Annotated in this window: 11 protein-coding genes; 9 read left to right on the top strand and 2 right to left on the bottom strand. The window is 48.7% G+C overall.

Going from position 1 to position 16,464, the window contains the following annotated elements:
* Window positions 1-217: 217 nt before the first annotated feature.
* The gene (locus tag CF168_RS03615; protein ID WP_089067013.1) at window positions 218-4,771 is read right to left on the bottom strand and encodes a biotin carboxylase N-terminal domain-containing protein; all 4,554 of its coding nucleotides are present in this window, start codon (window positions 4,769-4,771) and stop codon (window positions 218-220) included.
* Window positions 4,772-4,893: 122 nt separating this feature from the next.
* On the opposite strand from CF168_RS03615, the gene CF168_RS03610 reads away from it, so the two are divergent.
* Complete coding sequence (locus CF168_RS03610; RefSeq protein WP_011621492.1) at window positions 4,894-5,805, top strand: LysR family transcriptional regulator; 912 nt, start codon at window positions 4,894-4,896, stop codon at window positions 5,803-5,805.
* 295 nt (window positions 5,806-6,100) lie between these two features.
* Here the strand turns inward: CF168_RS03610 and CF168_RS03605 are convergent, their stop codons facing one another.
* Window positions 6,101-6,898, bottom strand: coding sequence for an OXA-48 family class D beta-lactamase OXA-535 (locus CF168_RS03605; RefSeq protein WP_089067012.1), 798 nt, complete (start codon window positions 6,896-6,898; stop codon window positions 6,101-6,103).
* 349 nt (window positions 6,899-7,247) lie between these two features.
* On the opposite strand from CF168_RS03605, the gene CF168_RS03600 reads away from it, so the two are divergent.
* From CF168_RS03600 to CF168_RS03565, 8 genes are all read left to right on the top strand, one after another.
* Window positions 7,248-8,405 carry a hypothetical protein gene (locus CF168_RS03600; protein WP_089067011.1) on the top strand — a complete coding sequence of 386 codons (1,158 nt, stop codon included), beginning with the start codon at window positions 7,248-7,250 and terminating at the stop codon, window positions 8,403-8,405.
* Between the two features lie 169 nt (window positions 8,406-8,574).
* Entirely contained in the window at window positions 8,575-9,180 is a 606-nt protein-coding gene (locus CF168_RS03595; RefSeq protein WP_089067010.1) for a SprT family zinc-dependent metalloprotease, read from the top strand.
* A 126-nt stretch (window positions 9,181-9,306) separates the two neighbouring features.
* Window positions 9,307-10,083 carry an endonuclease EndA gene (gene endA / locus CF168_RS03590; protein WP_089067009.1) on the top strand — a complete coding sequence of 259 codons (777 nt, stop codon included), beginning with the start codon at window positions 9,307-9,309 and terminating at the stop codon, window positions 10,081-10,083.
* A gap of 8 nt (window positions 10,084-10,091) precedes the next feature.
* Window positions 10,092-10,823: a 16S rRNA (uracil(1498)-N(3))-methyltransferase gene (gene rsmE, locus CF168_RS03585; RefSeq protein WP_011621487.1), complete on the top strand. Its 732-nt coding sequence runs from the start codon at window positions 10,092-10,094 to the stop codon at window positions 10,821-10,823.
* A gap of 108 nt (window positions 10,824-10,931) precedes the next feature.
* Complete coding sequence (gshB, locus tag CF168_RS03580) at window positions 10,932-11,879, top strand: glutathione synthase (protein ID WP_089067008.1); 948 nt, start codon at window positions 10,932-10,934, stop codon at window positions 11,877-11,879.
* A 73-nt stretch (window positions 11,880-11,952) separates the two neighbouring features.
* The gene (locus CF168_RS03575) at window positions 11,953-13,359 is read left to right on the top strand and encodes an alkaline phosphatase (protein WP_089067007.1); all 1,407 of its coding nucleotides are present in this window, start codon (window positions 11,953-11,955) and stop codon (window positions 13,357-13,359) included.
* Window positions 13,360-13,546: 187 nt separating this feature from the next.
* Window positions 13,547-14,575: a methyltransferase gene (locus tag CF168_RS03570; RefSeq protein WP_089068889.1), complete on the top strand. Its 1,029-nt coding sequence runs from the start codon at window positions 13,547-13,549 to the stop codon at window positions 14,573-14,575.
* A gap of 194 nt (window positions 14,576-14,769) precedes the next feature.
* Window positions 14,770-16,437 carry a sensor domain-containing diguanylate cyclase gene (locus CF168_RS03565; protein ID WP_167373538.1) on the top strand — a complete coding sequence of 556 codons (1,668 nt, stop codon included), beginning with the start codon at window positions 14,770-14,772 and terminating at the stop codon, window positions 16,435-16,437.
* The last annotated feature ends 27 nt before the right edge of the window (window positions 16,438-16,464 follow it).

Below are 16,464 nucleotides of genomic sequence, written 5' to 3'. Positions count from 1 at the left end.
AGCGCGTTGAAACCCGCCCTTTGGGAGCCGCACAGGTATCCGATCCCCTCGTTACATTGACTTAAAAGAGAATAACCATTTCTGCATCAATGCGGCTTGAATTGAGATGCCGGTGAGACTCTGAATTGATTAGATATTTAATGTGATTGGTATTACTCAGATAAAAAAATACCCGCCGATTGGCGGGTATTTCGATTCAGTCATCGCTTAAGCAAGATTAATCTTCAACTGGCGACACAACGAAGAGTAAGTCACCTTGCGATACTTGCTGACCATTGCTGTTCAGAATACGCTCGATGCGGTACTTCTTATCTTCAGGGTACAACACCGCGCCTTGACGGTTGAAGCCGGCTAAGTTGACCTGAGAGAACATCTTCATCGCTTCAGTTAACGCAAGCGTCTGATCTGCAGTAACAACATCGCCTTCTTTCACGAAGTCAGGTTCGCCTGGGGCTGGAGAGGTATAGAAGATACCTGCGCCTTGGGCTAATACTTTCAGTTCGTTACTTTCACCCACACGCAGTGACTCAGTGTCTACACCCACGGTTTCGGCAGCGGCTTCCATTTCAGCGATCAGTGCTGGAATGTCGAGCTCAGCCATGAAACGTGGCAGGTAGTTAGTGTCGTATACGCCTTCTTTGAAGGTGCCATCGCTTAGGATCAGTTTCAGCAATGGAATGTTAGTCGCGATACCTTTAAGCACTACGCTGTCTAAGTAAGCGTGCAGTTTCGCGATAACGTCTTCACGGTTTTCACCGCGCATAATTACCTGAGCGATTAAGCTGTCGTAGTATGGTGATACTTCTTTACCCGCTGCGGCAATCGAGATGATTTCCACATCTGGATGATCAGGGAATACACATTCGGTGATCTTGCCAGGATTTGGGATCAGTTGCAGTACACCATGGCTGTCCAGTGCTGCTTTTTCGGCAGTCACACGCACTTCCATTGCATAACCGATTTCTTTTGGCTCGAGGTTTTCGATTGAACGACCCGCAGCGATATCAAACTGCGCGCTCACGATATCGATACCTGAAGTCGCTTCAGTAACTGGATGTTCTACCTGCAGACGGGTGTTCATTTCCATGAAGTACACTTCGTTGGCATCTAAGTTATAGATGAACTCAACTGTACCTGCGCCCATGTAATCGGTCGCATCACCTAAAGCACGGGTGTAATCCAGCACTTGTTTCTTCAGTTCTTCTGGCAGCATGGTTGAGCCAGACTCTTCGACCACTTTCTGGTTGTTACGTTGTACAGAACAGTCACGTAAACCCAGAACCTTAGCGTTACCAAACTTGTCACGCAGTAACTGCACTTCGATATGACGTAGTGAGGTTACATATTTCTCTAAGTACAAGTCGCCGTTACCAAAAGCCGCAGCCGCTTCGGTAGAGGTCTTTTGGAATAAACCAATCATATCCTCAGGACGTTTAACGACCTGGATACCTTTACCGCCACCACCTTGTACCGCTTTGAGCAGTACTGGGTAACCAATTTCGTTGGCCACGTTCACCGCTTGCTCAGCGTTCGTCAGAATACCGTGCGAACCTGGTACTACTGGCACGTTTTGGCTTTGTGACGTCTTAATCGCGTTCGACTTGTTACCCATAGTCGTCATTGAATGTACGCTAGGACCAACGAAGTTAACCCCATTGTTCACACACAACGCCGCAAATTGTGGGCTTTCAGACAGGAAGCCGATACCTGGGTGCAGTGCATCAACTTGTTCGTATTCGGCAACTTTGAGCACAGAGTAAGCGTTCAGGTAACTTTCGTCAGAGGTGTTACCACCTAAGCAGACTAACTTGTCTGAGTCTTTCAGCATATCCGCAGGTACTGCGGTCATGTCAGGATCTGACGCCACTAATACCACGTTGATATCGTTATCGTGAGCCTTACGGATCAACTTAACAGCGGTACAACCACGGGCATGAACCAATACTTTGTTAATTGGTTTCATTAACTTACGTGGATCGTTTTGAACAATCACTTCTTCTTCAACAGGCGCTTCAACAACCAGTGTTGATAGGGCGTTGATGATCACGTCATTGATCTTCGCCGTTGGCATTGGCATCAGAGGATCAATGCTCGCCAATTGGTTATCTAAGGTTTCGCTGAATGGGTTGTGGACTAAGCCCGCCATTGCACCTGGTACTTTCGACAAGTAGTTAGACAGTGTCGAAGTCGAAGGCAAGTAAGCTGGAACCACCATTTGACCCGCGAATGGCATGTTAGTACCAGACAGGTAATAGGTTTGCACTAATGGGTGAGTCACGAAACTCGCCTGCGCACCACCGGTACAGTCACCAAAACCGAACATCAGTACTGGCAATTCGTTATCACGGATGAAACGAGTGATACGGTCGTTCACAACAGCCATAGAGAACAGTGCTGCAGCACCTTCTTTAGTTTGCATACCGCCTGAGCTGATAAAGCAAACAACAGGTAGCTTACGCTTAGCACACTCGATCAGCAGCGCAGAGAATTTCTCAGCACTCGCCATGTCGAAGGCACCCGCTTGGAATGCGGTGTTAGACACAGCCACACCCACACGGACTTTTTGACCTTTTTCTTTAAAGTCAGCAATACCTGTGATCAGACCGCAAGGACGAATGCCTTTGTCTAACGCATCTTCGATTGAGAGACGGAAACCAGGGAAGTTAAGCAAGTTGGCCGACATCTTGTCGCCATTGATCTCTTCAAAATGAGTGAAAAATTGCTTAATCACATTTTCCCATGTCATCTTGCCGGTACGTTTTTCGTCACGTAATACTTTTTGGATCAGTAAGTCCTGATAACCCATGGTCAAGCGGTTCCAGAAGTCCTTACGACGACCGATACGCACAGGGTTAATCGCGCCAGTGTACTTGCTGTTATCACTTTCACTGTCGAAGTATTCAGGCAGTAAACGCTCGAAGAAGTAAGTCAGGATAACGAATAAACTGTCGTTAAGTTGTGGGAAGCCCACACTCTTCCACTGCTCTACACGCACCAAGAGATCGGCACGGTTAGATTGGCCCATAAAGTACTTAAGCCACTTGTAGAATTTCGCCTTGTCGTTAGCGGTATCCTGAGTCGACAGCGCATGGTCAATTGACTTGTGCAGCAGGTTGTTCACTGAGTTGCGAGACAGGCTCTTAGACATCATGGCTTCTTTCGCGATAGACGCTAAGCTGCCCACAACGTTGTCGTACAGTGAGTTAAAGATCAGGATGTTATGACATTGCCAAATGAAGTCTTCACGCAGTTCGTCGTTCACAACCACATCGAGCACAGTCAGTTGATTCAGTTCAGGCCACTTGGCTTGAGTCACTGACTTTGGCAGATTTTCAAGGTGCTGGATTAAGCCCTTGAAGTTGTTTGCCGCGTTGCTCTTCCAGCGATGATATAAAGACCAACCGATGTTAAATAACAGCGCCTTGCGTGCTTTTTTGTAGTTCTCTTTTGGTTCACCCAAAATCAAACGAGTCAGCATGTTACGCTCGGTAGACACTTCATCGCGCTTAGCAATAAAGTTCGCCCACAGCTTGTTTAGATCTTCATCGTAAACCAGCTTATCAGGGCTTGATAACCAAGCTTGGAATACACGGTCTTGCTCTTGCTGGATACGTGCTAACAAGTCACCTTCAGGCACGCTAACACGTGACAGACGTCCGTATTGTTCCTGAGAGATTGAATGAATGCGGCTACGCAGCGTTAAATAACGCAGGTAACGGTAAGCACTACCAAACAAATTGTGATGGTTAGTTGGGCTAGTTGCCACGGCCAGCTCTGCGTTTAATTCTAACGCCATCAGGTTTTTAGATGGGTTAAGGAAACGCGCTAAACTGCGATCATAGTGCTCACGTAAATCTTTAGATTCACGCACAAAGTTGATGGCTGCACGTTCAACAGCTTCGATACTGCTGATAATAGCGCGGCGTAAGTTGTGCTGACGCTCGTCACGGTCACCTGGAGAGAAATCGATGATGCCATCGATACAACCCGCGGTGTATAGCTCTTCTGGAGACACGCCCACAGACTTAGCACATTCCTGCCATGACAGGTTGTACTTACGTGCAATACTCTGCAGACCTTGTGGCTGAATCGTGTTGAAAATACCATCGCGCAGCGATAACAGGATGTTAGCCGCCGCTAATGGAATCGCGCCGCCCGAGTAACCCGCACCGATAACGATACCGACTGTTGGCACGTCAACGTTGGCACTCTCAGCAATCGCCTTAGAAATAGAATGTGCTTGGTTTTGGCTGTTAGCCACTTCGCCCGCATCGGCCCCAGGGGTATCGATGAGGTAAACGATAGGCATAGACAATTCGGCGAAATGACGAATCGCTTTACAGGCCGCATAGTGATGTTCAGGCATCCACGCGCCGTTAGCCGTGGTACGCTCTTGGGCAATAAAACCGATACGACGAGTGCGTGAACCGAAATTCAGCTCGACCTCAGCGCTGTAGAAAGAACCCAAGTGAGTTTCGGTAATCAAGCGACCTTTTAGGTCAGCAATGATACGTTTTGCACCAGGACGACCTTTATCTTGGGTCGGCTGGATCACTTTTGCGACGTAACCATCGACATCTAAAGATGCCAAGTCTTTTAAATTTGCCTGAATGGCGTCATCGTTTAAAAGACCTTTAATTTCATCTGATAAGCTCTGTTTACTGTGTTTAGGAAACAGAGAAAAATCTTTTGCCAAATGCTCGGCTTGTAAAAAAAGCGGATCGGGCGTTTGGGCTTGAGTCATGTGTGTGGGCTGATTATTGCTGGTCATCAAAAGATCCTCTGCTTTAGCCTCTGAAAATTTTTAGCCAATAAATATAACTTTGTTATCCCGCCAAATGCCATTAAACTGCATAAGACGCTATGTTCCAAATATGAGACAGTGGGAAAAACATGCCAGATTTAAACGGTATGATGCTATTTGCAGCCGTAGTTAGAGCGAAGGGATTCTCCCAAGCTGCACGTGAAACCGGCCACCCTAAATCCACCATAAGTCGCAAAATCGCGCAGCTCGAAGAAGAACTTGGCGTGCGATTATTACAACGCGACACCCGCAACTTAAGCCTTACTCAAGTCGGGGCCCTCTTTTATCAACACTGTGATTCCATTCGCAATGAGGTGGAAGCGGCCAAGGCTGTTATCGAGAGTACCCATGATGATGTGTCAGGATCATTACGGATAGCTATTCCAGTCTCTTTTAGCCAAGAATTAATCGCTAACCTCTGTAGCGGATTCATGCGTTTATATCCCAATGTGGAATTAGATGTCCAGTTTACCGACAACGATATCGGTTTAGTGGGTGAAGGATATGACATAGCTATCAAATATGGGCCACTGCAATCCTCTGATCTTGTTGCAAGATTACTGTTCGAACGCCAACCCATTCTCGTCGCAAGCCCGGCTTATCTAAAAGCCCGAGGCACGCCTGCTACGCCAAAGGAATTAAGTGAACACAGTGGCATCTTACTCGGGACATCACGCTCAGCGCCCATTTGGCCCCTCGGTAAAGGCGCGCGTAAGACCATGGTGAATTTTCAACGTAAGGTTAGGGTTAATAGCCCTATTATGGTCAAGCAATTAGCCCTCGATGACTTTGGCATTGCCATGCTGTCCAACTCCGCCTGCAAGACGGAATTAGCGAATGGTCAACTGGTTCCCATACTGCAAGAATGGCCAATCGAACCCTTTAAGGTCTATGGGGTGTATTCGAGCCGTCGCCAATTAGCCACTAATATCAGTGCCTTCTTGGACTTTTTCGTCAAACGCTTTAGTAGCCAAGAAAGCCTGCAATCCTTGATGGGCTAAGCACTTTATCGCAGAGGTCTTCTCCTTTGCCTATATCGCCACTCCTTGATTCACATCCCTATGTTGAGTGACCATGCCATTGAGATAACAAAAAAGCCTAGCGAATTGACTAGGCTTTTTGCGTTTAGGAATGAGGTGCAAATGCTCAGACTAACGGGTAACACGCTGAGTATAAGTCTATTGTGTCTGAGCGAATTAAGTATGAGCCATTAGCTATGAGCGCATCAGCATTTTGTCCATATATCTTTACACCTTATATGACTGCTATTTCACACAAATGCGCCGCTAACCATTTCTAAGGAATAATTTTTTCCTGTTTCAGCACTGCTTTCGTAATGCTTTGACGCAACCCTAAGCCCTCAGCGGTGGGCATATCCATATTAGTCGCGAAGAACCACACATTGTCATCGAGTTCGACCCAGCCAACCCACCAACCAATTTTCGGTTCAATTCTGACCGAATAGCCAGTTTTCGCCCGGATGATATAGTCAGCATTTGCCTCGGTCAGCATGGCTTGTTTGACAATGCGCTGACTACGCTCAGAAACGTGCAGCTTGTTGTGGTAGAGCTTGCGTAAAAAAGCGATTTGCTGGGTAGCCGAAATGCGAATACCACCATCGAGCCAAAAGCTGTCTAAATTGCCCGAGATATCCTCATTGCCATAATCGAAGGCATGCAGCATTTTACTCATACGTGCCTCGCCAATTTGGCGGGCAAATCCTTGATAAACAGGCACAACCGAATACTTCATCGCGGTGATTAAATCATGGTCACGATTCCACGCGGCGATATCACGCGTCTGTCCATCCCATTTAAAGACTTGATGTTCATCCTTAACCACGCCTAAGTCCAAGGCAATTAAACTGTTTGGGATCTTAAAGGTCGATGCTGGTAAAAATGCTTGGTTTGCCCGTTTAAGATCGTTAGTAAAACCCTGCTGTGTATTCTCGTTCCAGAGCACAACCACGCCTTGGGTTTTATGTTCGCTAAAGTGAGCATTCCAGCTCTTGTTCTCTTGCCACTCCTTCGCTACCGCAGGCATGCCAATCATCGTTGTCACCATCAACACAGCCGATAAGGCTAACGCACGCATAATGTCCCCTTGCCTAATGCAATAAATCCATAAAAATAAGGCGCTAAGAGTAGCACCGTCTTGGCGGGCTTTCCCTAGCAAACTGCTGACCAATTGTGGCAAAAATAAGGCAGGCACCTATGCCCGCGTTTCTACCCACTTAACACTGATTAGCGCCCGCGCTCCGACCTCAATATGCAAAACAGGAATAAGATCCTCGAATCACTCTAGGTAAACTCTTATACTCAAAACAATCATTGTGACTTTTTGGCATAAGTTACATCCTCTCTAGGATGAAGCAAACCCAAACGCCTTAGGAACATCGCCCTTTTCCAGCAAAATAAGTGATTAAAATAAAAAGGAAACGCCAATGTTAAAGCCCAGCCTCGTTTTTATCCTCGCCAGCACAGTGGCGCAAACCGCAGCTGCCGTACAACTCCTAGGAGATGTGGAAGTTTCCCGCATTCCCACTGCAGAAAAAACCATGGCAGAAGTGGTCAACCGCTATCAAGCCTTGGACGAAGGCTTGGCGACTCAGCTTTCCGCACAGAAGAATGAACGCGATGCAACTCAACTTGCCGCTCGCCAAGGCCACAGACTGTGGCAACAAGCGGTGCGTGATGTGCAGTCAGGGCACTTTGACGACAGATCCCTCTACTGGGCTCGGCTCTCAATGTTAAATAGCATCAAGAGCAATAGCGCCAATTTCAAAATGGCCGATTGGCAACAGAATATTTTAGCCAGCGCCGTCGAGAAGGCATCTCGCGGTTTTAGCGATATCCAATACGGCGACGATGTGCAGATAAAAATCTTCCTAACGGGATTCGACCCTTTCTTCCTCGATAAAGACATCAGCCAGAGCAATCCCTCGGGCTTGGTCGCCCTCGCCCTCGATGGTTTTAGGTTTGATATCAACGGCAAAAAGGCCCAAATCGAAACCGCAATGATCCCAGTGCGCTTCGAGGATTTTGACCAAGGCATTATCGAATCCTTACTCAGCCCGATTTACCGCGATCCTAAAACCCAGTTTGTCTTTACCGTCAGCATGGGCCGCAGTGACTTTGATATTGAACGCTTCCCCGGCCGTAACCGTAGCGCCGCCGCGCCGGATAACCAAAATCTATACACAGGCGGAAGCAAAACCGCGCCTGTCGCCCCCAAACTCAATGGTAAAGACTTTATCGGCCCAGAGTTTGTTGAGTTTTCACTGCCCGTCGCGGCCATGCAGGTCAAAGACGGCCAATGGAAAGTCAACGACAACCATACAGTGACCACACTAGCTCGCGGCGAATTTAATGCCAGCTCCCTAAGCAAGCTGCAAAATGAAACCTCGGTCGAAGGTTCTGGCGGTGGCTATCTCTCAAACGAGATTTCTTATCGCGCCATTGTGTTACAGCAAAAGTTCAACAGCCCTGCCAAGGTCGGCCATATCCACACTCCAAGGGTGAAGGGCTACGACAATGCCACCGAACAAGCCATCGTCGAGCAAGTGCGCACTATGGTGATGCAAGCTGCGGCAAGCCTGTAACGGCCGCAATACTGGCATTGTCAGCAAGCGTTCGTTATGATGCGAACGCTTGCAAGTCGCCTTGAATGAGGGCTCTGAGCATGTGAGTTTTGAACTCAGCGAATCGTAATAGATGTCTTGCGAGTTGTTTAATTGATGCTTTGCAAAATAAGAGTTAACGCCTAAGTCTATGTTTAACCCGAGATCCCTACTCAATAGCCTGCGCCGTAAAGCCATCTCATCCGCGAGTATCACCACAGCAACGGCGGCTAACTCGGCCACGCCACAACGCCAGCCAAAGCCGCTGACACCTCTGCAGCAACAAATCCTAGTACGCATCGAAGACTGTTATCAGCAGGCGGAAATCTACTTCAAGCGTCCATTTGCGCGGCCGCTGACCCAATTTACTCTGCGGGGCCGGAGTGCGGGCACAGCCCATTTGCAACAGAATCGCCTGCGCTTTAATCCCGTATTACTCAGGGAAAACAGCGAAGCCTTTTTAGCCGAAGTAGTGCCCCACGAAATAAGCCATTTGCTCTGTTTCCAACTCTTTGGCAAAACCAAGCCCCATGGCCGCGAGTGGCAATCCATCATGCTCAAGCTGTTTAAGGTGAGCCCCAATACCACCCACAGTTTCGATACTCAATCGGTTAAAGGGAAAGACTTTGAGTACCGCTGTGCCTGCGGTCCGGTTAAGCTGAGCATCCGTCGCCATAATAAAGTGTTACGTGGTGAAACCCGTTATCTATGCAAACGCTGCCATACCCACCTCACCTTTATCGAAGCCGCCGAATAATCCGCAATACACCAAATCCTCCGCTAAAAGTACGAGCGATTTGCATAAGGCGCGGTATTTCCCTTACCATTCAGGCATAAGAGACGAGCCACAGGCTCGCGTAGTACAGATTACTTTTTGGGATAAATATTGAACAACACCAAGATAGCCTTAAGGTCTCGGCAAGCCTTGCTGTGCCTATTCAGTTGGCTGGCGGTTTCGGCCTCAGTCCACGCCTCTCCTTCACACCCCAATAGTTTTAGTCAAGCCAAGGTCTTGTCCCAATCTTTATACAAAGGCAGCCGTCAGGGCACCTTGCCCGCGGTCAGTTTTTATTGTGGCTGTGATATCCAAATAAAGGGCAAATCCTGGAAGCCAGATCTCAACAGCTGCGGCTATCAAGTGCGTAAACAAGAAACCCGCGCCAACCGCATCGAATGGGAACATATAGTCCCTGCATGGGAATTTGGTCATCAATTACAATGCTGGCAAAAGGGCGGCCGTAAAAACTGCGCCGATAGCAGCCAAGAATTCAATAAAATGGAAGCGGACATGCACAATCTGGTGCCCGCGATTGGTGAAGTGAACGGCGATCGCAGCAACTTCCGTTTTAGCCAATGGAACGGTAAGGCCGACCAATATGGTCAATGCGCTATGGTCATCGACTTTAAGAATCGCCAAGCACAGCCGCCCGTCAATGCCCGAGGCAAGATTGCTCGTACTTACCTGTATATGCAGCAAACCTACGGCCTTAAAATCGCCTCGCAGCAATTAAAATTGTTCAAAGCATGGGATAAAAGCTATCCAGTTGATACTATTGAATGCAAACGCGATAACGCCATAGCGCAAATCCAAGGTAATCATAATCCCTTTGTGCAGAATGCCTGCAATGCGCCGCCACTGCGCCAACAATTAGCCGAATAAGGTCGACAATGAGAGTTCCAAGAATTTATCAACCTCAACCATTAGCCGTAAATCAACAGCTGAATTTAGATGAGGATGGCGCAGCCCATATTGGCAAAGTGTTGCGTATGGGCAGTGGCGAACACATTAGCCTGTTTAATGGCGATGGTAATGATTATCTTGCCGAAATTGTCGATGCGGGTAAAAAATCGGTCACGGTAAAAGTGCTCTCCTGTGAGGCCAATCCATCGGAATCGCCCCTCAACCTGCATTTAGGCCAAGTGATTTCCCGTGGCGATCGGATGGAGTTCACCATTCAAAAATCCGTTGAGCTAGGGGTGAATACCATTACGCCACTGTTTTCTGACCGCTGCGGCGTCAAGCTCACTGGTGAGCGTCTCGAAAAGAAAATCCAGCAATGGCAAAAGATTGTGATCAGCGCCTGTGAGCAATCTGGCCGTAGCCAAGTGCCCATCGTTCGCCCCGCCATGGAATTACAGGAATGGTGCAGCGAACCGACCAGCGCACTCAAACTCAACTTGCACCCAAGGGCGGCCCACGGTATCAATGGCTTAGACTTATCCCATACCCGTGTACGCCTGCTGATCGGCCCCGAAGGGGGATTATCGGCGGAAGAAATCGCCATGACGGAAACCTACCAGTTTACCGATGTGTTACTCGGCCCCCGAGTGCTGCGCACCGAAACCGCCTCACTCACGGCGATTACCGCGCTGCAACTTAGATTCGGTGACTTAGGTTAAATCTAAAATGGTTAAACGCCAGCGGGTAACACACTGGCTGGCGAATCGATTACTGGCTAATCCATAAATGCTTTTTGCCTGCAACGGCAATCAATAAGGAACAGATTAATGATAAAACTCGGCATAGTGATGGACCCCATCAGTGAGATCAACATTAAGAAAGACTCCAGTTTTGCCATGCTAATGGCGGCGCAGGAAAGGGGTTACCAACTGTTTTATATGGAAATGGCCGACCTCGCCATGGTCAACGGTGTTGCCATGGGCAACATGCGTTCATTAAAGGTTATCAACGATGCCAATAAATGGTTCGAACTGGGCGAGGCTCAAGACACGCCGCTGAGCGAGCTGAACGTGGTGTTAATGCGTAAAGACCCGCCGTTCGATACCGAATTTATCTACGCCACTTACATGCTAGAGCGCGCCGAAGAGCAAGGCGTACTGATTGTGAATAAACCGCAAAGCTTGCGCGATGCCAACGAGAAGCTATTCACCGCATGGTTTAGCGAATTTACGCCAGAAACCATAGTGACCCGCGATGCCAATCGCATCCGCGCGTTCCACCAAGCCAAGGGCGACATTATCCTCAAGCCATTAGACGGCATGGGTGGCACCTCGATTTTCCGCGTGAAGCAGGACGACCCTAACCTTGGGGTGATCATCGAAACCTTGACCCAATACGGCAACCAATACGCCATGGCGCAGGCTTTTATTCCTGAAATAACCAAGGGCGACAAGCGTATTCTGGTGGTGGACGGTGAGCCCGTGCCCTACGCTTTAGCGCGTATTCCGAAAAAAGGCGAAACCCGCGGTAACTTGGCCGCAGGCGGCAGCGGTGTTGCTCAGCCGTTATCGGACTCTGATTGGAAAATCGCCCGCGCCATTGGCCCTGAGCTGAAAAAACGCGGCCTGATTTTTGTGGGTCTGGATGTGATTGGTGACAAGCTGACCGAGATTAACGTCACCAGCCCCACCTGTATCCGTGAAATCCAAGCGGCATTCGATGTGGACATTACTGGCATGCTGTTCGATGCCATCGAAGCCCGTCTTGCCCAGTAAGCTTGTACACCTACAAGATAATATTATTCATTGAAGGCGCCCACAGAGCGCCTACGACTTCTAGGGATCTGATATGAGTTTCACCAAAGCGCCACTGTTATTGCTTGGTATGAGTTTATGGCTCTCCACCTCCGCACTGGCAGTCGAAGCGGGAACGAATGAGACTGGCCCAGTAAAAGCCCCCTCACGCCCGAAAAATATTGTGATCATGATTGGCGACGGCATGGGGCCTTCCTATACCAGTGCCTATCGTTATTACAAGGACAATCCAGATACCGAAGAAGTCGAACAAACCGTCTTCGACCGTTTATTGGTTGGCATGGCGAGCACTTATCCCGCCAGCGTCAGTGGTTATGTCACCGACTCGGCCGCCGCCGCGACTGCCCTCGCGACAGGAGTCAAATCCTATAACGGCGCCATTTCGGTCGATACCCAAAAACAGCCACTGCCTACCATTTTTGAAAAGGCCAAAACCTTAGGCTTGAGCACGGGTGTGGCGGTCACGTCGCAAATCAACCATGCCACGCCAGCGGCCTTTTTATCCCATAACGAGAGCCGTAAAAACTACGACGCACTGGCATTAAGTTATCTCGAAACCAACGCCGATGTGTTTTTAGGTGGCGGGCAAAAGTACTTTCCTCCAGAGCTGTTAGCCCAGTTCACCGCCAAGGGTTATCAACACATTACCCGCTTTGACGATCTGGCCAGCATTACCCAGCCTAAAGTCTTAGGTTTGTTTGCCGAAGTGCAACTGCCTTGGGCGATTGATGAAAAAGATGCTAAAAAACTCAGCACCTTAACTCAAAAAGCCCTCAGTTTACTGTCGCAAAATGAGCAAGGCTTTGTGCTACTGGTCGAAGGTAGCCTTATCGACTGGGCGGGACACAACAATGATATCGCCGCCGCCATGGGCGAAATGGATGAGTTTGCCAATGCGATTGAAGTCGTCGAGCAATTCGTACGCCAAAACCCCGATACCTTAATGGTGATCACCGCCGACCATAATACTGGCGGATTATCGATTGGTGCCGATGGTAACTACAACTGGAATCCCGAGATCCTACGTAATATCTCGGCAAGCTCAGATACCTTAGCCCAAGCCGCCCTTGGCGGTGACACTTGGCAAGCAGACCTATCCCGCGGGCTAGGCTTTGAATTGACCGAAGAAGAAGTGACTAAGTTAAATGTTGCCAGAATGCAGGGCTTAGAAACCATGGCCGTTGCGATTCGCCATGTGATTGATAAACGTACCGATACGGGTTGGACTACCGGCGGCCACACGGGGACTGATGTGCAAGTTTTTGCCGCAGGCCCAGCCTCTGAGTTGTTTAACGGTCATCAAGATAACACAGATATCGCCAATAAGATTTTTAGCCTGTTACCTAAGCCTAAAAAGCCAAAAGCCACCGCACAGGTATCGACTCCAGCTACAGCGCCTGCACCAGCACCAGAACTAGCACCAGTGCAGTCTCAGGGCTAATTTGCTGCGATTAGCTAATAGATGAAAGGCAACAGTGTTAACACAGTTGCCTTTTTTATTGGCTTTCATTCCGCACCGTTCGAGTGAGCGCTGTTTTGCTGCATCCCTTAAGTCTGCGGCTTGCAGGCTGGCTCGTAGCCGAATAAGGGGTATAATGCCCGCACTTATTTTTTACGGTAGCCATGCAGTGTTAACGAATCCATCGCAAGTCATTATCCGCAATCAGGAAACCCTGAGCCAACATAAAGTTTTAGTGCTAAACCATGAGGCAGACTCTCTGCCCAAAGCACTGCTCGATGTCGCCCAGTCCGTCGATGCTCTCGCCTTGGATTATCACCATTACCTGCATTTAGCGCCGCAGGCTAATGCCAAACTGCGCTGCTATTTTGGCCATCAACTGCCCCACCAGGATAAGTACGACACTGTGATTGTTTACTTTCCTAAGGCTAAGCCGTTAGCGCCCTACTTGTTTAATCTGGCCGCTCAGCATTTAGTGGCAGGTGGTCAACTCTTAGTCGTGGGTGAGAACAAAGGCGGGGTAAAATCCTTAGTCAAACTGCTGCCGAAATACTTTGCCACTGGCATCAAACTCGATAACGCGCGCCATTGCCTGCTCTTTGGCAGCAGCCTAATCGATACTGCGCCCGCGATTAAACTCAGCGATTGGACTAGCCAGTATCAACTCGCCACCCCGCAGGGCAATATCACCATCTGCAACTTAGTCGGTGTGTTCAGCGAGAAGCATTTAGACCAAGGCACAGAGCTATTGCTGTCGCATCTGCCAACGCTTTCAGGCCGAGTACTGGATTTTGGTTGCGGCGCCGGTGTGATTGCCGCTGCGCTGTTAAAGGCACAACCGACACTGTCGCTAGAATGTATTGATATCAATGCCATGGCGCTGGCCTCCTGCGAACTTACGCTAGCGGCAAACGGCATGACGGCCAAGGTCTATCCGTCCGATGGACTGGCGCAAACCAGTGGAAAATTCGACGGTATTATCTCCAATCCCCCGTTCCACGATGGCCTTGCCAGCACGACCAGCATTGCCCAAAGTTTTGTCGCCGATAGCGCCAAGCAATTACAATCTAAAGGGATTTGGCAAATCGTCGCTAACCGCCACCTACCCTATTCGGACACCATCGCCGCCGAGTTCGGCCAATTAACCGTGCCAGCAGAGAACAACAAGTACAAACTCTATTCCTTCCAACAGGCCTAATCTTTCGCCCCACTCAATTGTGAGTGGGGCATCCTTGCCGAAATTCAGTGCCCATTGCCTCTGCGGCTAGGTTTTAACACCCTCTTGGTTTGCCCTTGCGCGCACGCCTCTAACACAATCATATTATTTGGATTTTTGGATCGGCATCTATATGATGAAGCGCGAATATCTGTATGAATATGAGGTTAAAAGGTTTGAGCAGATTTAGCTGGTTTAACTCACTACGATACCGACTCACCTTCTTTTTCGGTGGGATCAGCCTTATTTTCTGCCTCGGTTTTACCAGTTATTTATCCTCCATCACCTCAGATAAACTACTCAATGCTTATGCCAATCAATTAACCATGATTGGCAGTTCAATCGAAACAAGTATCTCGAATAATATTGATGAGCGCGCCCGTGAGATTTCACTTTTAAGCAAACGCACGCTATTTTCAGGCACGCGTGCCGATTACCCACGGATCCGCCAAAACTTAGACCACATCAAAGCATCCTACGAATACTACTCTTGGCTCGGCTTTGCCGATATAAACGGCATCGTCCAATACGCTGCCGACGGCACACTCGAAGGCCACGACGTTTCCAAACGCCCATGGTTTATTAGCGGTAAGACGGGTGTGTTTATTGGCGATGTTCACGACGCCGTATTGCTCGCCAAGGTATTAAACATCGATAAAAATGACCCGCTGCGTTTAATTGATTTTGCCGCACCAGTGTTTGATACCGATAACAACTTGCTTGGCGTTGTTGCCACCCATTCAAACTGGAAATGGGTTAACAGTGTTATTGAATCGGCGCTAGCAAGGAGCGAGCAGCAAACAGGAATAGATGTGCAGATCCTAAGTCGTGACAATGGGATTTTATATCCGCAAGTATCGGCCAATCAGTCCATTCCTCAGGATTTGCTCCCCAAAGATAACAGCAGCCAATTGATCCTATGGCCAGATGGTCACGAGTATCTGACGGGCGTCACCCCCCTAAAATCTACCTTAATGGATCCGTTAGGTTGGCGCATTGTCGTTCGCATCCCAAAGAACATTGCACTCCAAGAAATCGCGCAATTGCAGCGCCAGCTCCTATGGGTCAGCGTGATTGCAGTCTTATTGTGTCTGTGGTTTGTCTACCGCATGTCCATTTCAATGAGCTTGCCACTGGAACGTCTCATTGCAGTCACCAGAGCGATTCAAGCGGGCGACCAGCGGGTTAAATTTCCCAAATCGAATGGATTGATTGAGATTTCCTTTTTGATTGATGCCATTCAAAAGATGACCTTCTCACTCTTAAGCCACGAGAAGAGCCTAGTGGAAATGAATCAAACCCTAGAACATAAGGTGCAAGAACGAACCAAAGAGCTCGAGTCCGTCAATCAAGAACTGGAACGATTAAGTCGACGGGATCCATTAACCGATCTCCATAATCGCCGCTCCGTAGCAGAGCATATCGACAACGAGTTTACCCGCTTAAAACACTTTGGTTTAAGCTATGCAATCATGATGGTGGATATCGATCATTTCAAAAAAGTGAACGACACCTACGGCCACGAAACGGGCGATATGGTGTTGGTCGAGGTCGCCAGAATATTAAGCCAAGCCGTTCGCAAAGCCGATTTAGTCGCCAGATACGGTGGCGAAGAGTTTTTAATCATACTGACAGGCACAGAAAGTGCAGACGCCCTAGTGATGGCCGAAAAAATCAGAGCCACAATCGAGATGACCGAACTGACCATGGTTAAACATGTCACGGCCAGTATTGGCGTATCCTGCGTCGAACAAACAGACCAAAGCGCCTATGACGTCGTCAGACGCGCCGATAGCGCCCTTTACCTAGCCAAAACCACTGGCAGAAATAAGGTTTGTACTTAATCAACGCTGCTAAAGCAGAAGGTAAAA

The sequence above is a fragment of the Shewanella bicestrii genome, assembly GCF_002216875.1.
GTDB classification, from domain to species: Bacteria; Pseudomonadota; Gammaproteobacteria; order Enterobacterales; family Shewanellaceae; genus Shewanella; species Shewanella seohaensis.
Note: the sequence above shows the minus strand (reverse complement) of the source record. Positions and strands in the feature narration are given on the sequence as shown.